Genomic DNA, 19,852 nt, shown 5'->3' with positions numbered 1-19,852 from the left:
CCATCCGTCCTCTGCAGCTCGGACTTTGGCCGCTGCCGATTCGCGGGTGAAAGGGGGCAGTGGTGGGCGTTGTTCAGTCATGGTCATGATCTCCAGATCTCTTTCACTGTACCGATCGGTAAACAGTGTGTCAATCGGTACATGTGGCTGAGTGCAGCGTCAACGGTCAACGCTGGGCGCTGGCCGCTTTGCCGTGCGAATTGAAAGGTTGCGCCGTAGCCCGCCGGGTTCGCGTCAGCTCCCGAAAACCGGACACCTTGCAACCGTACTTTCGATTGTTAATGTGGATTGACTGTCTGTGGCGAACGCAAATGGGATAGGAATGAAGTTCCGCCTCTCCGCCGGTGCAAATTTTTTCCTGCTTGGCGAGCGAAAGACAATATTTGACGAGGCGTCGCAGCAGATTTTTCAGCTCGATGAGCTGAGCGCTTATCTTACCTGTCTTCTCACCGACCCCACGTCGCCTTGTGAATTGGAAACCGCGGTTATGGCGCGGGGCGCCAGCCGGGCTCGGGCTCATGCGTCGGTGCAAAATTACTTGGCCTATTGGTCACGACGCAATCTACTGGAGATCATTTTCGATGAGGATGAGGGTCAGCCACTAGATACCCGAAAGTTCGATTTCGCCGGTACCACCGTATCGATCGCCTTTTACGATCAAGATCTTCGCGATCTCATTCTCCCCGTTTTCGCCCACAACAGGACGAACGCCGACACGCCACACACGGCTGTCTACGACGTGGCGCGGCTTGGCGATCGCGTATGCATCAGCCGAAATCGTACCTCAGGATTGATCGTCGCCGGCTCGGAAGCTGCCCCCACGCTTAAGGCGCTAATTACAGACGACGTTCTTGCGAATCTTGGAGCGAACATCGCGCTACACGCAGCATTGCTCGTCAGGAACGCCAGAGGCCTGTTAATCTGTGGCGCGCCGGGGGCTGGCAAGACCACGCTCGCCATGGCGCTGCTTGCAGCAGGTTTCGCCTGCGGCGGGGATGACATCGCCCTTTTGGACGAAGATGGCCTGCTTGTGGGCGTGCCCTTCTCGCCGGCACTCAAGCAGGGTTCTTGGGGTCTGCTCGACCAAATGATGGATGCCATTCTGGCGGCACCTATCCATCGGCGGCTTGACAATAAACGCGTCCGCTATCCGAAAGGGCTTTGCTATGCCACACAGGAACGGGTTCCGCTTGAAGCCATCGTACTGCTCCGCCGTCGGCGAAAGGGACCGGTCGTGGTTACAGACGTTGAGGCCCTAAAAGTGCTTTCGGAACTGGTGGCCGGTGCTTTCACGCCTGAGCGCCGCCTCGCTTTGCCGCAGTTTCAGCGACTCCTGCAGATGGTTTCAGGGGCGCGCGCCGTCGAACTTACGTACTCTGCCCTCGACGAGGCCGTAGAAACCTTGAGCCGCCTTCATGACAGGCAATAGCAGACGCGACCTCCTTACGCTTGCCTGCTGCCTCAATGGGCAGATACCAAAAGACGCGAACTGGGACGCAATCATAGCTCTTGCGAACAGGAGCCTGACGATCACCTCTCTCGCAGCGGCGGCAAAGAAGTCCGAAACGCAAGACTTGCCTGAAGACGTGAGCAATTACCTGGCAATGATCTACGCGCGCAACGCAGAGCGGAATTGCAGACTGAAGGCGCAACTGATCGAGGCGAGCGCCCGTCTCAACGACATTGGCATAGAACCGGTCGTTATGAAGGGAACAGCGGTTCTCGTGAGTGCAGACCCTGAAGAGTTCGGCGCCCGCATCCTGACCGATTTGGATATTCTTGTCCGTCCGGAGAACATGGCCGCCGCAATAGAAACATTGCGCCATGTCGGATACGAGATCGAGCTTTCAGCCGGCGAAGGCTCCTGGCCAGGAAACACAAAATATCATCTCCCGGTCGTTCTGGTCCGTCCAACGTATGTCGGGAGCATTGACCTTCAGTGCCGACCGAGGGGGCCGTCCTCCTTCGGTAACGCAGAATGGCTCCACCGTGACAGCCGCGCGCTAGATATTGCCGGTAGTCGCGTGCGCTTACCCACGCCCCTTGCGCAGATCGTCCTCTTGCTTCTGCACGATCAGTTTCAGGACGGGGATTACTGGCGTGGGCTGATGGACCTGCGCCACCTTCTGGACATCGCGAAGCTCTCCCGCACGTCACCGATCGACTGGAATGAGTTGAGAGGGCTCTTCGCGAGCGGTTATGAGAGAAACGCTGTGGATACGCAAATCGTGACGGCCGACGCGCTGCTCGGGCTAGACCGGCCGGCTATTAGCGGGGTGGGATGGATGGCCAGGATCCAGTTTGCCCGGCGGCATTTTCAGCTCGGCCGCGACTATCTTGCGGGCCCGCTCACGCTCCTGACACTTATCTCGGAACTTGCCCACTACCGTTCCTGGGATCGCTTCGGTGGCGAGCCCTATCCTTCCTGGCGCCAGGAAATTGAGCGAAAGGTTCGCGAGTTGCGACGCATTTTTCGCCCGAAGCCGTTTGGTAAACTATAGGGCTGTTTCGAAACTGTTAGAGCGCGCTTTGATTGAGGTAGGCGAAGTGACAAGCCGGAGGTGCACATTTTGGATGAAAGTCACCTCCGACCAGCTTAAAGGCCCAGATCTAGGCCAAAGACTTTGCTGGAATAACTCAATTTACTAATGTACTATTGATCACATTAGGCGCGGGGGGAACACGTATGTCCGAAAAAGTTGACGGCTCGCAGTCTCGAAGCAACGAAGACCGGCGCGAATTCCTGAAGGACTGCGGCCGCTTTGCAGTCGTAACCCCGCCTGTCGTGACGATGCTTCTGTCCACCAGCCTGACGTCGAAGGCGATTGCGGCATCCGGCGGAGGTGGCAGTACTAAGGGCAACAATGGTTGGGGCAATGGACCGGATCCGACAAATCCAGGAAGCAGTCACGGGGGCGGTGTGTCGAAAGGCGGCCCGGGTGCGGGCAAGTCGCAGAGCAGCACCAAGCAAAACGGGGTCCGGTAGTTCAGGCCTTGAGTGGTCACGGGTTCGCGTAAGACGTGGCGGAGTGACTTCAATTTGCATGTTTATGTTGTAAAAATGCAGTTGGCGTTATGTATTTTCAATACTGCTTACTTCTGTCATCGGCCGAAACTATAGTCAGAAGGCCACTGGAGCTGCTCGCGGCAGCAGTGAGAGATGCCAACCGATGGCATTGACCTTCCCCAATCGTAGCCGCAGCTTCGATGAAACTAGGAATGCCGTTCTCCTCCTGGCTGACGATGGGATGTTCGAAGTAACATTCTTTATTGAATCCAGCGCCCTTGTGGAAATCGACTACCCCCGCACGAGGTCTACGGGTGAGCATTACAATTCCGGAACATCCTGACGTCGTTTCCTGAGATCCTCGCCTTGATGGGATTCGAACCAACGGTCATTCTGTTTGGATGGGCCAAAGCCTTGAATATACAGCAAGGCTTGACAAGTTGAATGCCGAGCCGCAAGGCACTACTTCGCGAACTCACGATACAGCTCGACCGTCGGAGCGTGCCTATCGATTGCGTCGGAGACCTTGGCGGCCATCGGCAGGTTCTTCTTTTCCGCCTTCCATACCGCCCTAAAACGTTCAACCGTCTCGCGCGACGTGTCGATCACCAGCTTTTCGGAAAGCTCCGCTTTCGCAGCCAGATGCGCCAGCTCGTCCTTTGACAGTGCCGCCATCTTTTTTGTGCGGGAGAAATTGAGCGCCGCCGTATCTTCCCCCTCGATGTAAGGGATAGTCGACAACAAGTCATACGCTGGCGAGAGCGCAGGGGTGCGGTGATCAGGATAGATTAACGACCAGTTCTTCAGGTGCATGTCGCCATTGCCGATCAGCGTGCTGAAGACTAGACGCCGGATGAATTCCGCCACGTCGGCCGTGCTGGTTTCGATCCCCAGCACGCGGCCGATCATCCGGTAATTGCCCTTATCGTGTTTGTGGTCGGGAAAGACGCCGAAGACTTGCGCAAAATCCTCGATATGCACCGCTCCTTCCGGCGTGCGGTCAAAACGCTTGATCGCAAGCGCCTGCCCGTGCAGTTCACCCACCCCCTGCGGCAGGCCGCTCACGGCGTCGAGATCAACCAGCTGGATCTCAGGCACGTTCATGCCTATCATAAATAGGGATCGAAGATGTGGGCGGGCAAAACTCTCCGATATTGCGCGAAAGCATCTGCGACGAAAGCAGCGGCGGTGCCAAGTTCCTGACACCCGGCAAGGCGCACGATATATTCAGTATCGATCATTCCGTGTCCTCTCTTGAGGTAAATTCATAAGGTTGTTTTCAGGGCTCGCGGTGCTCAACCTTCGACGCCCTTCCATCGTCCGGAGCAAATCCGGCCAGCCTTGCATATCCGCGCACGACCTGCGCGCGCTCCTCGTATGAGGCCACGTCATAGATGTCGCCAAAACCATCAGGTGCCCGTGCTTCGACGAGATCGATCACGCGCTCGGGCCCACCCCTGCGGTTCGACAGAACGATTTCCGACGTGCTCGGACGGCGCTCGCGGTCGTAGGCGCTGAGCGCGACCTCGACGGACCCATGGCTCCGCAGGTGCTCGGCCAGAGCATCGAGGATCGCCTGACTCGCCCCATTCGAACCGACCGGATACATGGGGTGGGCCGCATCTCCCAGCAGGGTGACACGCCCGAACGACCAGCGCGGCAGCGGCTCGCGATCGCAGTTGAGATATTCGTAGAACGCGCCTGTAGTCCGGATGACTTCTCCCGGATCGACATAGTCCAGTCGAAAGCGATCCCGCACGAAGGGCAAGACCTGTGCAAGGTCCCCCGGCCGGCTTCAGTCCCCGAGAGTGAACTGCCCGGCCCGCGGCTGACGGCTGCGGGCCATCACGGCCCAGTTGGTGAGACACATGTCCGGATAACATCGAAGTAGTTTGCTACTCCCACCGCTATCAACAAACAGTCAGTCCTTCGCGCGGGGGTGACGTCGGTGGCGTTCGGGAAATGCACCGCGACATATGTGATGGCGGCACGCTCTGGATGGGATACGAACCAGCGTTGGCTAGTTCGTCTTTTGTGCAGGCATGTGATATTGCAATAGATTGCGAAGTATGACAGCCGGACATCATTTTCAGCGTTTGGAAACGCTGGACCGACACTGGAGAGCATTTATGGGTTGGAAAACACCAAAGTTTGAATACGTGAATGGGTATAAAATCGTCGAAGTCGATGGGCCAACCTTCAAAGTTTATGACGGTGACCGTCAGTTAGGCGACCATTTCCCCTACTCGGGCGAGGCTGCTGCTTACGCAAATTCTTTGCCAAAGCGAGATCATCAGCACAAGAAGCTTGCATAATCAAAGGCGAAGCAAAATTTGACGAACTCCTGCCTCCGCTCAGCGTTGGAATTGCTTGGTTGGTCTGACTTTTTTGCGGATCAGGTAAAGCCCACTGAAGCTGACCTCGTACCCAAGCGCGTCGCGTCGGTGCACCGGGCACGCATCGAGGCGATGGGCGCCACGGGGTCAGACAGGCTAGAGCTACCAGCCCACGCCAGTACGGCTGACTTCGCGGTGGGCGACTGGGTGCTTGCCGATCCCCGGTCCCACATGCTTGTCCGCCGGCTTGACCGGAAAACCGTGTTTAAGCGACGCCCGGAAGTCGGACGTGGCCAACAACTTGTTGCTGCCAACATCGACACACTGTTGATCGTGACGTCGTGCAACGCCGATTTCAATATTGACCGGCTAGAACGTTACCTAATCATGGCCAACGAGGCGGGCAGCAAACCGGTCATCGTGTTGACCAAGGCTGACACCGCAGACGACGTTGGCATATTTCAGGCCAAAGCCGAGGCTTTACAGCGTGACCTACCTGTGGTCGCCCTGAATGGGCGCTCTGCCGATGCAAGCTCCTTTTTGAGTTCCTGGTGCGGCGTTGGCCAAACGATCGCCCTGGTGGGATCGTCCGGAGTAGGAAAGTCGACGTTGGTAAACACGCTGACCAGACCTGCATCTGACGCAAAGCAGAAAACCGGGACTATTCGCGAACATGACGCGCAAGGCCGTCACACCACCACCGCGCGCTCGCTGCATCCTATTCCGGGCGGCGGCTGGGTCATAGACACGCCGGGAATAAGAACACTTTACGTCAGCGATATCACCGACGGGATCGACACGCTTTTTTCCGACATAAAGGAACTGGCACCGGCTTGCCGATTTCGCGATTGTACCCATGCGAATGAACCGGGCTGCGCGGTTCAGGCAGCTGTCAAAAGCGGCACTTTGGCCGCCGACCGCCTTGAACGCTGGCGAAGTCTTGTTTCTGAAAACCGTGACAGAACACCTGTCGTCAGCGGACCACGCGGCAACAAGATCGTTCGCAAAAAGAAGTACTGACGCCTTGATAGGATTCGAACTGCCGACCCATCACTCATCCGCCCTCGGGGGCGCATGTTTGGATGGCTTTCGCTTGGCAAGGACTTTTGGTGTGGCAGCGATTTCCAAGCACGATCGCGGCAGCGAGAGCAATCTGCCCGCGGTGATAAGTCTGGCGCTGCGATGCAGCGGCATGGTCATTGGGCTTGCTCCGAGGCGGAGGCAAGCTCCTTGATGTGATTGTGGCCTCGATGTGTTTTTTCTAATCGGCCTTGGAAAGCGTGCGTATGGGATCGGACCTGGGAGGGAGATCCTGTGCCGTCGGCGACTCGGCGGCACAGGGCTTCATGAATGGACCACTTTTCAATTGCATCAGTAGCAGGGCGGATAGGGATAGTAGCCACACGCCGGGGGTGGGTAATAGGGCGCAGCAGCAGCACCTACGGCTGCGCCAACAGCAGCCCCGGCAACAGCTGCCCCCGCGACGGCGCCAGCGCCATACCAAGCGCCGTGATAGACCGGGGCGTGCCAGTAGGCGCCACCGTGGTAGCCGTATCCACCACCGTGCCAAACCGCGCCACCGTAGCCACCCACATGGGCGAATCCACCGCCGCCCGGTCCGCGAAACGCGAAGGCGTCAATGAAAAGAGCTGCTGGACCGCTCGCATTGTTCAGGCTGCCTTCCAGGACGGCAACGTCGAACGTGAGCGTATTTCCTTCCAGCTTCGGCGACTTGAGCGTAACCACGGCGTCGTTCACATCCGAGCCGTCGCCGCCAAGAATTGAAACCGTCGCATTTGGCGGGTCGATGGCGAAGTTGTCCTTGCCTTCATCCCACTGCATGATGAACTGCTGGGTGGTTACGTGACCTGCAGCGCGAACGGGCCGGTCGGCGAAGACGATCGAGTTCTTCGACACACCCGTCAGCACCAATTTGCTACCGTCAAGCGTAGCGCCATCCGAATTGATCACCGCCAGCGATGGGACCGGACCAGTCGGCGTGACATGGCCGATGGTTTTTTCCAGCGGGACGTGTGGTTTCTTGGCGACGTCTTGCGCGATCGCACCCGTCGCGATGGCAAGGCCTCCCGCAAAGGCTACTACGGTTGCGAAGCGATTGATGTTCATATTGAAATTCTCCTTAGAAATGAGAGCAAGCTTCCTTCACCACTGCTGCAGAGCTGGTATCCTTCAGCTCTCGACTGGAGATCTGCGTCCCGTCACTTGGTCACCAGTTCAACTTCGCTGGGCCTCCATTCCTTCGTGAAAAATGGTTCGAGCGGTCCGTAGAGACGCAGGCACGGGATAAACCCCTTGCCCGGCACGGTCTGGATCCAGTTACCCCGAGCGACGCCTTCAGGTTGTTGCGGCGAGAACCAGACCGTCGTCGTGCCGTCGGCAGCTGCCTCGGCCGCGGGCGAAGGATAGCTCTGGCTGCCGGCGCGCGGGTAGCGCTGGGGGGTATCGAGCATCGAACGCGTCTGGTTGTCGTAGGCAATAAAGGACCAGAAATTGGCGTAAGGAATGTCCTTCGGCAGCGTCACCTTGTAGGTCTTGGCACCGTCGAAGGGCTGCTTGTCTGCATCCACGATCGTCCACAGGTACTGCGAGCCAATGCCCGGCACGCGCATGGCCATCCCTGGCGTAATGCCGGTGACGCCGTAGAAGAAGGACGTTCTGGAGTCCAGCAAGCGGTACCCTGTGGCCGGGTAGGGCTTGGCGCCCTCTGGCGTAATTTCTGGAATCGGCGTCTCGAACTCGTAGCCGCTGACAAACAACTGGTTCACCCAACTTGAACCGGGGTAATAGTACCAGTCCTCAGCGCGAGGAGCCATGAACAAGGTGCGCGACGTGGCGTTGGCTAGCGCCACGGCTTCGGTGAGGATCTTCTTCATCCGCGCATCCGGCGCAAAGGGTTTGCCTTTGACGATGCCGATGGCTGCGATCGGGCCCATCAACTCGGCGTCAAGCGCCGTTGCAGGCTCCTGTTGCACGATTTCGTTGAGCCACTCGTAATAGGAGTAGTCGTTGGGCGGTATCGTGTTCATCACCACACCACTGCCTTCGTGGAAAACAGTCGGTGGCGGCGGGGTGATCGGCCCGAGTTTGGTTTTACCGTCAAGGAATTCGGAAACGGGCGTGCCGTAGCCGCCGGCTTGGTACGGATAGACCTTAAGTGTTTTCTTGATCTGTTCGACCACCGGCTTTGGATCGTTGTTTTCCATGAACGCGCGAGCGAACCAAATAACGAAGTTGGTGCGGGCGCGGGCCACAAAGTAGCCCCCTTCGGGAACGTTACCCTCGTAGCCAGGTGGCAGGATGAGATACTTGCCGCCTTCACCGCGATCAGCCCCGGGCGCGCCCAAATCAATAACCCAGCGGAACCACTGGTCGTCGATAGCGCCCAACATCTTGGGTCCCACCTCAAGCACCATCGGCCCCTTGGAGAGATCGAGCATTCCCAAGGAATAGATCGTGTCCGCGTTAGCCGTCAGGAATAGTGACTTGGAATCCATCAGATCGGAGAAAATGAGGACTTCATTGTCTTTTACCCCGACGCTCTGAAAGCCTTTGTGAAGCGCCGCTATGCTGACACCCTGGAAAGTGTTCACGAACGCCTCGAACCCGTGCGTGAAGTCCAGATTGTCATAGATCTTTTCGATGGTTTCCTTGCTCGGCATGCCGTCCTTGAAGTCGAGTGTGCCGATGCGAGTCTCGACCTTGTCCGGCGTCAGGATAGATGCAGGCGGGGTTGCCGTTTGGGCGCTTGCTCCAATCGTGCAGGCGAGGAAAGTCGATGCCGCAAGGGCCATCATCAGCCCGCTGAGTCTGCTGTCGATCAATTTCATTGGTCGTTCTCCCCTAGGTTCTTTGGGTTTGGTAGTGGCGGGCGCTGCCAGTTGTCGGTGCGCCCACCCTTGACCAGTTGGTAGGCTCAAGCTGACTCATCGGTAATCCTGAGGAAGCCTTGATGATATTGTCCTTTGGGGAAGTTGTCAGTCCGCAGATGTCGGCAGTTTCGTCGTACGTATCTTTGCTCTCATGGCCGAACCTGTAAAATTGCGTTGGATCCCTGAAATAGAAGTCACTCGATGCACTACTTACGCTGCGTTGCTTCCGGGCTCACAGCAACGTAACTTACTGTAACGAGTGTGTAGTTTACTACGCCTCGAACGCGACGCGCCGCTTTGTTTGCGGTTGTTCAGAGGGATCCGGTGCATGCGGTTGAAGGACAGAAATCCCGCCACGTGACCCAACTGGACTGCGACTGCGTGAGGATCGAAGCTGATGTTTCGCGGCTACTCACGAACGTGATCTGCAGAGCCCGAGTGGTTCCTGGCAGTCGATGACGTCGACACGCAGGGCAATTTCGCCGAAATCGTCCTGCACGTGGCAACAGCCCACGATAGCCGGCAGTTGCGAAATTCCTCGACAGCACAGGTTCACTGTTGATCGCCAAGGCGCGTTCGATCGGCGCCACCGTCGTCACGCATGAACTGCCGAACCCGGAAGTGAAGAAGCGCGTCCTGATCCCGGATTTCTGCCTGGTCTTCGACGTTCCATTCGTGAACACATTCGAAGCGCTCCGCCAATTCTCCGCGAAGTTCGTTTGGTCGCCTTAACAATCGAAGACCTGCGGCATGCCATGCTCGAACCGATGCGGAAATCCGGTTCTCTAGCACGCGTGCCGCGGTCACCGAAACGTATCTTGTGCAGACGACCTATTTGGGAACTTTGTGCGCCCCACGCCGTTTAGCAGTACACATACCCCATCTGACGCTTCCTCCGCCGCCTGGCAAATGGCCGTTTTTGCGCCGAGATCCGACACCCGGGAGCGTTTAAATGACCAGGCATTTCAAGTATGAAAGAGAGGCCCTGCTTCGCGGCTGGGATGCAGTCTACGATCTGGAAGAATTCATTCGGGCCTATCGTTTGGCACCGCTTGCCGCGCGCGAGATCTTTGCAAAAGCCGGCCCCCGCAGGCTCGATCTAGCAAATGCCATGGATGCACGAAAGTTGCAGCAAGGCACATTAGTCGCTAATGCACTTATGTCTGACGTTTGACGGAAGTCTGTTGCCTCAGTGCAATATTGCGCGCAGGATACTTCGTCGACAGCGATTGAAGCGGGCGCTGTCGCGAACGGGTCGTCATGTACCTGTGCCCCAACCAAAGGAGGACGTCATGTCTTCCAGCCACCCAGAACACTATCTTGATGCCGACGACCTCAGCCTATTGGTCGAGGTGCTTACCGCTGCGGGTTTCTACGGAACGACAGCCAAGGCAGATCCAAGTGGACGGCTTGCTGCCACGCGTTTCCTGATGACGGCGCTCGAAAACGGTATCAATAGCCGCGAAAGGCTGACTGCAGCCCTTGTCGAACGTGGCGATGCTTCAAGCGGAGAACATCAGACGCCTCAGCAGACGAAAGCCGAGGCGATTGACCGATGGGATGACGAAGGCGGCGCTATCTACGCGAAGTCCTCTGCGTGACCGCCGGCTTGAACGGCTACCGATCGGCCGTCAGCCCTTCTTATGTTCCAAACGGGAGAATTCGATGCATACACTGCCCAGCCTGACAGGCCACCATCTCAGCCCCCGCGATCTTTCAGCAGTGCGCAGGGTTTTTGAAGCGACCTGTTTGAAGACACGGCTCGATGGGCGCGGCATACAGGCCGATCGCCTGGCGAGGTTCATCCTGGATGAATTCCGGTTCGGCAACACGGATGAAGCGTCCCTTTTGGAATGTGCTCTATGGTACGAGACGCGACGTACTCCGCCCAAAGCGAAGAACCATTCTATCGTTGACATGCGAACGGCAAGAACGCGCGAGGGTCGTGATTCCAGCCAAGCACCCAAAACCGGCAATCCTCACGATCGAGTCGCTCGCTAGCCGTCTCACCCCATCCGACAGCTACGTCCGCCAACCCTCTGACGTCAAATACCTGGCCGCCTCATGGGCAGCCAGCACGACCAGGCGCGTCGTCGCCTGGAACATGACAGAGAACCCTCTAACCACAGGAGCCATCATGGCCAAGGAAATCAAAACACTGGACGTGCTTTTTCACGATACGTTGAAGGACGTCTATTTCGCCGAAAACAAGATCGTCGACACACTGCCGAAGATGCGCGATGCCGCCAAGAGCAAGCAGCTCAAGGATGCATTTATCAAGCATCTCGGCGAGACAAAGGTTCATGTCGAGCGACTGGACCAGGTCTTCAAGATCATCGGCAAGAAGCCGGAAAAGAGGACATGTGACGCGATCATGGGCATCACCAAGGAAGGCGCCTCGATCATGGACGAGTATGAAGGCTCGCCCGCGCTCGACGCCGGATTGCTCGCGGCTGCGCAGGCTGTCGAACACTACGAAATGTCACGCTATGGCACCTTGCGGACGTGGGCCCTGGAACTGGGCATGAAAGATGCCGCTAAGCTCCTCCAGACGACGCTCGACGAAGAGCAGGCGACAGACATAGCTCTGACCGCGATCGCCACGAAGGTCGTGAATCAGACCGCAGAAAAAGCGGCCTGAAGCATTTCCAGTAAAAGTGCGATGATTTTCCGTCAGGACATGCGTGAAAGCAAAGCAAAGAGATAGAGCGCTTCCGCGGCTCTGACTCAACCGGAAAAGCTCTACGTGAATATCGGCCCGGCTTGATCCTATCAAGCCGGGCAAAGGCAGTCTCGGCCGACGCGTGCGAGAATCCGAGATGGACCATAGATTATGTCCCGCCCCGGCGCGCGACACTGTGGCCAAATCACGCGGTTATCGATTGTATTTGTCGGGAAGGAGACCACAGTGGTGTCCGGCAGATCTACACCGCCGGAATGTTCAATGTCAGAAGCGCCTGGCACCGAGCGAAGAGACGCGCCGCAGCTCAATTTCTGATCACGGCATTTCAAGGCGGCGTTCACTCCGAGGCAGCGCTCGTCACCATTCTGTTGAGCCAGATCGAGATGCTCTCCTCGCCTTTTTCGAATGACGATTTGGATCGGTGGGAAAACGAAGGTGGCGGCAAGGCGTTTGGTCGCTCCGCAACCACGAAACAATCCATTGACCGGATTGAGCACCAATTCTCGCGACAAGGCTCGGCGCCTGGTTGATGAAGCAAACCTGCTCTTGAGACGATACACAGCAAGTGAAATTCGACAACGTCAAGCGGGGCGTCAACGCCATCGATTTTATCTTAGTTGGCAAGTCAGCCCTTTGGGCCGGCTCCGATGTCCTCGGGCAGCGCGGAGCGCGACGCCGATTGCGTCCGCTCTTCGAGTTCAGCTGCGACCCACTCGAGAAACAAATTGTATGCGACGGCCAACAAGGTGGGTCCAAGAAAAAGTCCAATCAACCCAAAGGCCAGCACACCACCAACGAGCCCAAACAAGCCCAGCAACACCGGCAGGTTACTGTTTTGGTTGAGCAGGTACGGGCGAAGAAAGTTGTCAATGCTGCTGACGAGAAGCAGGCCCCAGATGGCGATGAAGATCGCCCAGCCCATGGAACCCTGAGAAAGCAACCAAAGTGCAACGGGCCCCCACACGAAGGGAGGCCCCCCCGGCACAAATGACAGCGCGAAGGTCAGGCAGCCCAACAATAGAGGTTGAGGCACTCCGGCAATCCAGAAACCGATGCCGGCCAGCAGGCCCTGCGCAAGTGCGGTTCCGATCATCCCGTAGACGACACCTTTGACGGTCATACCGATGACCGCCAGCAATCTCTTGGCCCGGGGACCGGCAACGCGCTCGCTGATCTGGCGCATGAAGCCGATCATGCGGCGACCGTGCAGGAACAAAAAGAAGGTGATGAATATGCTGAGCGCGAGTTCAAGGACGACGCCACCGAAGGCGGCTCCGCCTGCAAGAGCAATATCGGTGACAGGGCCTGTTAGTTTCTTGAGTTCGACGATAAACGCTGGGGCATCATGAGCGAGGTTTTCCCAGTAGGCCGCCACGCCTTCGCCGACGATCGGCAGACCTTTAATCCAGTTGGGCGGAGCCGAAGGCCCCTCCTCCAAGACGTGCGTAATTCCCTCGGCCAGATTTTTCATGTCGTCGGCGAGCGCGGTCACAAGGAAGGCAAGCGGTGCAGCCAAAACAAAGATAACCAGCATCGTCATTATTGCTGCGGCAACTGCGCGGTATCCTCCGACCGCACGCTCGCATTGGCGGTAGAGCGGCCACGTCGAGTAACAGATCACCGCAGCCCACAATATGGCCGACAGGAAGGGCCAAAGGACCAGGGCACAAGCAACAACCAGCAGGGCAAGCGTACTGATACCGAGAACAGGCCCAATCCATCTGCGAAGATCTGACATTGCCCGATCCGCCTCCTTCTGTAGCGCCTTTCCACGACGGCTCTATACCCACTCGCCGTTCTGCGCGAACGCCGAGTGGGTATGGCAAGCCGAATTGCACGCGAACACGCGGAAATGCTGGCAGCTTAAGAACGGCCGGAGTATACGCACACGCCGGTGGTTGCACGGCGGTTGCGCTGCCGTTTCGCTTCATCGCCACGCGGCGACGTCGAAGCTTCACCCTTAGATCAGTGCCAGCCGATCGTGCAAACGACACCCCTGGTGCCGGCAATACGATGGACTGTTTGCACGGGACCGACGTGCATCGCAAACCAGAATTCGCTGCGCCGCTTTTTAAAGCAGGGAGATCTGAGTGGCCGCAACGATGTGCGCTTGCGAACCCGTATCGCGCGATGTTGGGTAATTGCCCCTTCGAGGACCTCCTCGGGATAACCCGATCGGTCCAAGAAGGGCATGGACGAGTGTCCGTCCATTGACGAATGTTCAATACCAGCGCCCGCGACCGTACCAGCCACCGCTGAGCACTAGAACGATGAGAACTATGATGAGTAGTGTGGTGATATCCATTTGGGTCTCCTGGGAGTACCCTGGTTATCGTCAATCACGATGATGGACGATGCTGTTTTCGTGCTGTACTCCGACGTAACATAACGCGCCAAACGTGTCTTCGTTCCAGCTCGAATAGAGGGCGGCCAGAAGCCGCCCATCATCGACTGGGTGCGCTATTTGGCGCGGCGCCAGACACCGTTGACGCCGTCACCCTTAACGTCTCCAGCCTGCTTGTCTTCGGCATAGGTGTAAAGCGGCTTGCCGTCGTAGGCCCACATCTCCTTGCCGGCCGTATCCTTGACAAGTGACCATTCGCCTGCCGCCTTGGATTTTGCCGCGGCGTGGAACGCGGGCCAAATCTTCAGGCAATCGGCGTCGCAGTTCGACTTGCCCTTGGTGTCCTTGTCGAACGTGTAGAGGGTCATGCCGCTATCCGTGGTCATGACCTTGCCCACCTTGGTATCGACCATCTTGGCCGGTTCAGCGGCAAAGGCCGAACATGACGTGGCGGCGGCTACGCCCAATGCAATTAGAGAGATTTTCATTATTTTTTCCCATCGGGGATGCCGGCGGAATGCCAGTAGTGCCCGAAGTCTAACGCACAGAAACGCGCAGCTTCAGTAGCAGTTCCCTGACACACCAACTGAACGGGCTCGAAGTGCGCTGCATCTGTCGGCAGATAATGACAAACCAGGCGAGCGATAGGTCGGCAGCGCTTGATGAGTCACTGGGTCAGGGCGTCGGACTGTGTTGTCTGCGCCGACCCTGTAAACATAATCGTTGCGGGTCTAAATGCCCAGACCAGCAGAATACTCGTGGTGACGATGATCAGAGAGAAAACGAGACGATTTGACATGGCGCCTTCCTCCATATTTGGAGCGCTGTGAATGCGGGCTACAGCATTCGTCGCCGTTGTCAGGTCGAACATTTCTGGCAAGGAGACGCGCGGAAGCCTTCCTTGTGGCCTCGCGGTCCGTGCGGTTCGGGAGCAGTTTGAGGGATCCGGTCGCCGCATGGCAACGGAAGCAAGTGTATCACAGTTCTTGCTTGCAAACGCGGCGGAACCGCCGCGTCAAACGATCAATTGCACGATGTGGGAGAAAGGCGTCATCGCCCACCTGCCGTTATTATCCTTGGCTGTTCTGTAAATGATGAAGTCACGGCCGATGGTGAACTTTCCATGCATGGTGATCTCGTTACCGGTTGAGAGCACGGCTCGAAGCTCGTTTGCATGGTGTTTCTCAATTTGGTCGCTGATCAAATCGGCTAGGACCAGATCCAAGATTTCCGGCTTTGAATCAGTCAATGGATCCCCCACTCTTTTTGAGACACGTTGCGGATGCGACGACCTCGGTACGGCAAACGCGACCACCCAACGTTTGCCGCAGCCAATTTTTGTGCTTAGCCAAGCGGCAAAGCAACGGGTTTTGAGATCGTGCTCGCGATTGTGCCTGAGTGGAAGCGAACGGCAACACGGCAAGGACAGACCGGAAGCTGTGAGCGGTTCCTGGGCGGCAAGACGATCCGCGCGAGGTCCGGCGCAAATTCCCCTCGTCAGCTACTGGTTTGCGGCAAAGACCTCGTTATCCGCAACCAATGCTACCGCGCGGAATCTGATGCATGGTAGCGATCTTTCAAACAGGGTCATTCCGAGTCCCCGAAGGTCAAGCTGCTGTCCTGTCGACTTCCGCAACGTGATGCCGGTGTGCAATTGAAACATGTGTGCCGGGCCTTGCATCTGCCACGGTGACCCGTGCATCCAGCTGGTTGCTGAGCGCTTCCACGATCCCCGTGCCCAAGCCGGGCTTCACTTCAATTCCCCCTGTCGGCATACCTACGCCGTCATCGCCGACCTGGAGGGTCCAGTCTTTTCCTTTGGCGTGGTAGTCGACGGTGATTTTGCCCTCGCGGTGCTTCGGGAATGCGTGTTTGAGCGCATTGATCACCAGCTCGGTAACGATGAGACCGAGGCTTATCGAGGTGTTTGCCTCGATAAAGGTCTTGTCCACGTCGACTTCGATCGAGAGCTGTTCGGGGTCGTAGATCATCGAAGCTCCGAGACTTCTGCAAAGCTGCTCGAAATAGCAGCGGAGTTCGACCTCACCGACACTGGATGTGGCGAGCTGCTGTTGGACCGCAGCGATGGACATGACCCTGCTGTGCGCGGACTTCAAATGGTTGCGGGTCTCTTCGGACTGAACCTTCCGAGCGCTCTGCAAAAGTATGCTCGCAATGATCTGCAAGCTGTTGGCGACACGGTGCTGGACCTCTTGCAGAAGGATCGCCTTTTCTCGCAGCAGGTCGTCCTTCACCTTCTCGGCGACCCGCGCATCGGTGACGTCGGTAACCGTCAAAAGCAGGCGGAGTTGCGATGTATGGGCATAGTCAAGCAATTGAGCGTCAAGGACCAGCCGCCGGGTATCATGGTCCGGGCGTTTCAGATCCATCTCATAACCACGCACATCGGCAACTCCTGCCGCAGTTGCCTCAAGCAACACCGATAATTGGGCGAGGTTCCACTCTCCATCGCCCAGTTGGGTGAAGCGCTTTGCCGTGGCCGTAGAGGCGTCGATCCGAAAGGCCCTGTAGAAGGAGGTGCTGGCCGCGACCACGCGGAGATCGCCATCGAGAAGCACGATCGGCGCGCTCGAGGATGCAATGACCGCAAGCGCAAGGCTGAGCGAGGTTTCGGGATGGAGAGGCGTGTCCCTGGTCATTGTCGTGTCCTTGCGGCCAGAGGCTCGCGGTGCAAGAGCCATCCCCAGCATGGACGTAGACGGGTTATGATTGGGAGGGGAACTGATCCGAACGCATACTACCACGAATATCGAGAGCAGGTTCACTTAATCGATCGAAACTACCGCGATGGCTGGAACACCACTGAGCGCGGGAACGGTCATAGCTGCCACAGGATAAATGCCCGACCAGCAACTAAGACGCGGAACGGGTCAACAGGTCCTGACCCTAGTCTTTATCTTCCGGTGGTCGGCGCCAAATTTGGATGAGGCCCCTGCGCATGGCGTCTTTCAGATTGAGAATATCAAGAAGATCGTCCGCTTCATCGCGCGGCAAATGCGAGATTAGATAACCGTCTAAAACAACCGGCTGTCCGGTGAAGACATCGATCACCGTCCACACATTGTTGGCTTCGATCTTCAGATCATACCGTTGCTCTCCTTCATCGAAGGCGACCAGCGACGGTCGGGAGCCCGCATGGTCAGATTATCAATCGCGGGCAAGAAACCGCAGAAGCGCCTTTTGCAACGTCTCGGCAGCCGTTCGGTTCAGGGCCACTTCGATCGGGCCCTCGTCGCATTCCAGGCAGAGCGTGCCGATCAGCGGCGCCTTATGGAGGGTGATGATGTCGCTTTCGTAGAGCTTGTTCGGCTCGGACATGGCAGTCCCCAATTCCAAACAAAGAGCTTACCACATTCGCGCGGATACGGGAGCTTTATCCCCGCACGATGGCACCTGGCGATCGCTCGGTGGGACAGGAGCCGCAACCTCCAGAGAAACATCGATGAAGCTGGACGAATAGGAGAGTTCAGGCCGACAGGCACAACCGCCTCAATTGAAACTCAATCGACGCGCTATGCTATAGGTAAGTTGATTTGGCCGATGTGGCTTTCGCGGTAGAACTTCGAACCGCCCCAATCCCCTTCGAACCGCCCCAATCCCCTAAATTCTCGACAGACAGGCAGGCTCGGCGTCAGTGCTTGCGGCCAACGCGTCTCGAAACAGATCTCGAGCCGTCTGTTCGTCCGAGCCAGTGCAACGCGCATCATTGATCCGGCGACAGCCGGCGCGAAAACCGCGAAACGGCTGTTGCAGCCGAATTACTCTTACCAACGCTTGAGGAGGACCGAGGCCACTATGAACGCTCTATCTTTCACGAAACGTATCATCCGCGGCCCGCGCGACACGTCACCGATCCACCGCTTCCATGTTGGCCAACTTGTCCGCTCCAAGGGCGCGCTGACGAGAGAGTCAACATCTGGAGAAACGTATCGCATCATTGCGACGCTGCCGATCCGCGACAATGCGCTCCAGTATCGCATCCGCAGCAGCCGCGAAACCCATGAGCGTGTGACGGATGAAGGCAATCTCGAAGTGATTGTCAGTGCCGGCAAGGATGGGATGGCATTGGCCGAGCGAGCCTTCAGAACGGCACATATCCTATAACGACCATGCCAAACCGGCCAAACAGATCAGCCACGGGAGGCGATCATGAATACCACATACCGGCTCAGATCTATCTCTTCGACNCGGATGAAGTCAATCTCGAAGTGATTGTCAGTGCCGGCAAGGATGGGATGGCATTGGCCGAGCGAGCCTTCAGAACGGCACATATCCTATAACGACCATGCCAAACCGGCCAAACAGATCAGCCACGGGAGGCGATCATGAACTACCACATACCGGCTCAGATCTATCTCTTCGACTATCGCGGTCTGTTTGCCTGGATTGCTCTTTCGGTCGCGGTCTTTGTGGTCATCACCACGATCCTCTTCGGCCGGATCTTGTGATGGCGCGGCACGGAGCCAAACGCCCTCCTCACTCGTGCGCCCGGCTGAATGCTAGATATCAGACAAGGCTCGTTCGGGATCTGCAAGGTCCAACAGAGCAATCAATGATCCCGTCTTCGTCAAAAGCATAGCGCTCGACAGGCAGGACCGCGCCGCCGCGCATACGCCGGCGTCGGAAGGAGACATCATGTTCAATCGAACCAACCATCGATCCATCCACTTCAATCGGCCCTTCCAGTTGCCCGACACCGAGGAAACGTTCGCGGCCGGCGACTACGACGTGGACGAAGACGAGGTCCTCATCGAAGGCTTCTCCTGGCTTGCCTCCCGACGCGTTGCGACCTTTATCAAAGTGCCGGCAACGATAGAAAATCAGTATCGCATGCGCTTGATCGCGATCGAACCCGACGAACTTGAACGCATCATCACATTGGATGGTGCCGGGAACATTCCTCACTCGCAGCCACACGCTTGAAGGTACCGCTGGGTGTAACCGAGCGGTATCACGGCGATACGAAGAACGGGAGAACGACGATGCCCCACCGAGAGCATGCACGCACGATTATACGCTGGAAGAACGAGGGCCACGCGCCACACCAAATTCACGGCCGCTATCAATTCGGCCGACGTGTTGAAGTGGACGGATCCTGGACGATCTACCACGTCTTTAGCGGCAAGCCTGCGCAGGTCGATGCGTGGAGAATGACTGGCCTCAATCGTGAGAATGCAGACCAAGCCCTCGACGTTCTCAATACATACTGAGCGCGACGCGAAGCCCGCTGCCCAGGTTTGGTGCAGAGATCCGGACTTGAGCGGATGGGCATCTTTGAAATGGCATACTATGCTGTGGCTGCCTTGCGGACGGATTTCGGGCGTGCGCCCGGCAAGCTTTCGGTTGAAGACTGCGCAGCCGATGGCGACTTCGGTCTGCTGAACGGGAAGCGACCGGGCCGCAAACGCCGCCCGACGATCGATTGTATCGTCCGATGGCGGTCTCGACAGCGAGCGTTTGCCGTAACCGTTGGAGGCCTGCCAATTCATCCGGCAGTATCTGCTGATTACGGCGATATGCTGGTGCCGTTGGCCGGGTTCGTCACCCTCAACTTCATCTTCTCAAGATGAT

The 19,852-nt window shown here is 57.4% G+C and carries 23 protein-coding genes and 4 pseudogenes; 14 read left to right on the top strand and 13 right to left on the bottom strand.

The genetic code is table 11. The features are described from left to right. Nucleotides 1-81: pseudogene (locus ASD00_RS41990) on the bottom strand (nuclear transport factor 2 family protein); the annotation flags it as partial. A 241-nt stretch (nt 82-322) separates the two neighbouring features. Between ASD00_RS41990 and ASD00_RS26880 the strand changes: the two are divergent. From ASD00_RS26880 to ASD00_RS26865, 4 genes and pseudogenes are all read left to right on the top strand, one after another. Further along, nucleotides 323-1,429 carry a hypothetical protein gene (locus tag ASD00_RS26880; protein WP_057210207.1) on the top strand — a complete coding sequence of 369 codons (1,107 nt, stop codon included), beginning with the start codon at nt 323-325 and terminating at the stop codon, nt 1,427-1,429. Further along, nucleotides 1,416-2,501 carry a nucleotidyltransferase family protein gene (locus tag ASD00_RS26875; protein ID WP_057210206.1) on the top strand — a complete coding sequence of 362 codons (1,086 nt, stop codon included), beginning with the start codon at nt 1,416-1,418 and terminating at the stop codon, nt 2,499-2,501. The genes ASD00_RS26880 and ASD00_RS26875 overlap by 14 nt, the downstream gene beginning before the upstream one ends. Nucleotides 2,502-2,686: 185 nt before the next feature. After that, a complete protein-coding gene (locus tag ASD00_RS26870; protein WP_057210204.1) occupies nt 2,687-2,986 on the top strand; it encodes a hypothetical protein in 300 nt (99 codons plus the stop codon). Between the two features lie 184 nt (nt 2,987-3,170). Next, nucleotides 3,171-3,290, top strand: a pseudogene (locus ASD00_RS26865) (DUF1488 family protein); the annotation flags it as partial. A gap of 179 nt (nt 3,291-3,469) precedes the next feature. Here the strand turns inward: ASD00_RS26865 and ASD00_RS26860 are convergent. From ASD00_RS26860 to ASD00_RS26855, 3 genes and pseudogenes are all read right to left on the bottom strand, one after another. Beyond that, nucleotides 3,470-4,120, bottom strand: a pseudogene (locus ASD00_RS26860) (HipA domain-containing protein); the annotation flags it as partial. Next, on the bottom strand, nt 4,117-4,248 hold the full coding sequence (locus ASD00_RS42375) for a hypothetical protein (RefSeq protein WP_277996369.1): 132 nt from the start codon (nt 4,246-4,248) through the stop codon (nt 4,117-4,119). The pseudogene ASD00_RS26860 and the gene ASD00_RS42375, both read right to left, overlap by 4 nt. 38 nt (nt 4,249-4,286) lie before the next feature. Beyond that, the gene (locus ASD00_RS26855; RefSeq protein ID WP_348272076.1) at nt 4,287-4,766 is read right to left on the bottom strand and encodes an FAD-dependent monooxygenase; all 480 of its coding nucleotides are present in this window, start codon (nt 4,764-4,766) and stop codon (nt 4,287-4,289) included. Nucleotides 4,767-5,136: 370 nt separating this feature from the next. Between ASD00_RS26855 and ASD00_RS26850 the strand changes: the two genes are divergently transcribed. Both ASD00_RS26850 and rsgA read left to right on the top strand, forming a co-directional pair. Then, the gene (locus ASD00_RS26850) at nt 5,137-5,322 is read left to right on the top strand and encodes a hypothetical protein (RefSeq protein WP_057210199.1); all 186 of its coding nucleotides are present in this window, start codon (nt 5,137-5,139) and stop codon (nt 5,320-5,322) included. Nucleotides 5,323-5,340: 18 nt separating this feature from the next. Next, the gene (gene rsgA, locus ASD00_RS26845) at nt 5,341-6,363 is read left to right on the top strand and encodes a ribosome small subunit-dependent GTPase A (RefSeq protein ID WP_057210197.1); all 1,023 of its coding nucleotides are present in this window, start codon (nt 5,341-5,343) and stop codon (nt 6,361-6,363) included. A 351-nt stretch (nt 6,364-6,714) separates the two neighbouring features. Here the strand turns inward: rsgA and ASD00_RS26840 are convergent, their stop codons facing one another. Continuing rightward, nucleotides 6,715-7,470, bottom strand: coding sequence for a hypothetical protein (locus ASD00_RS26840; RefSeq protein ID WP_057210195.1), 756 nt, complete (start codon nt 7,468-7,470; stop codon nt 6,715-6,717). 92 nt (nt 7,471-7,562) lie between these two features. Further along, nucleotides 7,563-9,191, bottom strand: a complete 1,629-nt coding sequence (locus ASD00_RS26835; RefSeq protein WP_057210193.1) for a DUF1254 domain-containing protein — start codon at nt 9,189-9,191, stop codon at nt 7,563-7,565. Nucleotides 9,192-9,791: 600 nt separating this feature from the next. Between ASD00_RS26835 and ASD00_RS41985 the strand changes: the two genes are divergently transcribed. The 5 genes from ASD00_RS41985 (at nt 9,792) to ASD00_RS26810 (ending at nt 12,446) form a co-directional block, all read left to right on the top strand. Beyond that, entirely contained in the window at nt 9,792-9,965 is a 174-nt protein-coding gene (locus ASD00_RS41985) for a DUF4411 family protein (RefSeq protein WP_234908051.1), read from the top strand. Nucleotides 9,966-10,185: 220 nt separating this feature from the next. Beyond that, nucleotides 10,186-10,407: a hypothetical protein gene (locus ASD00_RS26825; protein ID WP_057210191.1), complete on the top strand. Its 222-nt coding sequence runs from the start codon at nt 10,186-10,188 to the stop codon at nt 10,405-10,407. A 118-nt stretch (nt 10,408-10,525) separates the two neighbouring features. Further along, nucleotides 10,526-10,834, top strand: a complete 309-nt coding sequence (locus tag ASD00_RS26820; protein WP_057210190.1) for a hypothetical protein — start codon at nt 10,526-10,528, stop codon at nt 10,832-10,834. Between the two features lie 536 nt (nt 10,835-11,370). Further along, nucleotides 11,371-11,874 carry a DUF892 family protein gene (locus tag ASD00_RS26815; protein WP_057210188.1) on the top strand — a complete coding sequence of 168 codons (504 nt, stop codon included), beginning with the start codon at nt 11,371-11,373 and terminating at the stop codon, nt 11,872-11,874. 296 nt (nt 11,875-12,170) lie between these two features. Further along, on the top strand, nt 12,171-12,446 hold the full coding sequence (locus ASD00_RS26810) for a hypothetical protein (RefSeq protein WP_057210187.1): 276 nt from the start codon (nt 12,171-12,173) through the stop codon (nt 12,444-12,446). Between the two features lie 95 nt (nt 12,447-12,541). On the opposite strand, the gene ASD00_RS26805 is transcribed toward ASD00_RS26810, so the two are convergent. The 6 genes from ASD00_RS26805 to ASD00_RS40390 all read right to left on the bottom strand — a co-directional run bounded on the left by ASD00_RS26805 (nt 12,542) and on the right by ASD00_RS40390 (nt 17,599). Continuing rightward, complete coding sequence (locus tag ASD00_RS26805) at nt 12,542-13,654, bottom strand: AI-2E family transporter (protein ID WP_057210185.1); 1,113 nt, start codon at nt 13,652-13,654, stop codon at nt 12,542-12,544. Between the two features lie 722 nt (nt 13,655-14,376). Next, nucleotides 14,377-14,748 carry a hypothetical protein gene (locus tag ASD00_RS26800; RefSeq protein ID WP_057210183.1) on the bottom strand — a complete coding sequence of 124 codons (372 nt, stop codon included), beginning with the start codon at nt 14,746-14,748 and terminating at the stop codon, nt 14,377-14,379. A gap of 527 nt (nt 14,749-15,275) precedes the next feature. Beyond that, entirely contained in the window at nt 15,276-15,509 is a 234-nt protein-coding gene (locus ASD00_RS26790) for a hypothetical protein (RefSeq protein WP_057210179.1), read from the bottom strand. Between the two features lie 358 nt (nt 15,510-15,867). Beyond that, a complete protein-coding gene (locus ASD00_RS26785) occupies nt 15,868-16,920 on the bottom strand; it encodes a sensor histidine kinase (RefSeq protein WP_057210215.1) in 1,053 nt (350 codons plus the stop codon). 247 nt (nt 16,921-17,167) lie between these two features. Continuing rightward, the gene (locus ASD00_RS39280) at nt 17,168-17,332 is read right to left on the bottom strand and encodes a hypothetical protein (RefSeq protein WP_225968560.1); all 165 of its coding nucleotides are present in this window, start codon (nt 17,330-17,332) and stop codon (nt 17,168-17,170) included. Nucleotides 17,333-17,428: 96 nt separating this feature from the next. Next, the gene (locus tag ASD00_RS40390) at nt 17,429-17,599 is read right to left on the bottom strand and encodes a hypothetical protein (RefSeq protein WP_156408472.1); all 171 of its coding nucleotides are present in this window, start codon (nt 17,597-17,599) and stop codon (nt 17,429-17,431) included. A gap of 477 nt (nt 17,600-18,076) precedes the next feature. Between ASD00_RS40390 and ASD00_RS26780 the strand changes: the two genes are divergently transcribed. From ASD00_RS26780 to ASD00_RS26775, 3 genes are all read left to right on the top strand, one after another. Beyond that, entirely contained in the window at nt 18,077-18,385 is a 309-nt protein-coding gene (locus ASD00_RS26780; protein ID WP_063963351.1) for a hypothetical protein, read from the top strand. A gap of 221 nt (nt 18,386-18,606) precedes the next feature. Further along, nucleotides 18,607-18,729 (top strand): hypothetical protein, encoded by a 123-nt coding sequence (locus tag ASD00_RS42370; protein WP_255569953.1) that lies wholly within the window; start codon nt 18,607-18,609, stop codon nt 18,727-18,729. Between the two features lie 187 nt (nt 18,730-18,916). Continuing rightward, the gene (locus ASD00_RS26775) at nt 18,917-19,204 is read left to right on the top strand and encodes a hypothetical protein (RefSeq protein ID WP_057210177.1); all 288 of its coding nucleotides are present in this window, start codon (nt 18,917-18,919) and stop codon (nt 19,202-19,204) included. Between the two features lie 407 nt (nt 19,205-19,611). Here ASD00_RS26775 and ASD00_RS41980 read toward each other — a convergent pair. Then, nucleotides 19,612-19,827 (bottom strand): annotated as a pseudogene (locus ASD00_RS41980) (IS5/IS1182 family transposase); the annotation flags it as partial. Between the last annotated feature and the right edge of the window lie 25 nt (nt 19,828-19,852).

Origin of the sequence: Ensifer sp. Root31 (assembly GCF_001424825.1) — a bacterium.
GTDB lineage: Bacteria > Pseudomonadota > Alphaproteobacteria > Rhizobiales > Rhizobiaceae > Ensifer > Ensifer canadensis.
The sequence above is the reverse complement of the archived record's forward strand: the minus strand, read 5'-3'. Positions and strand labels throughout refer to the sequence as shown.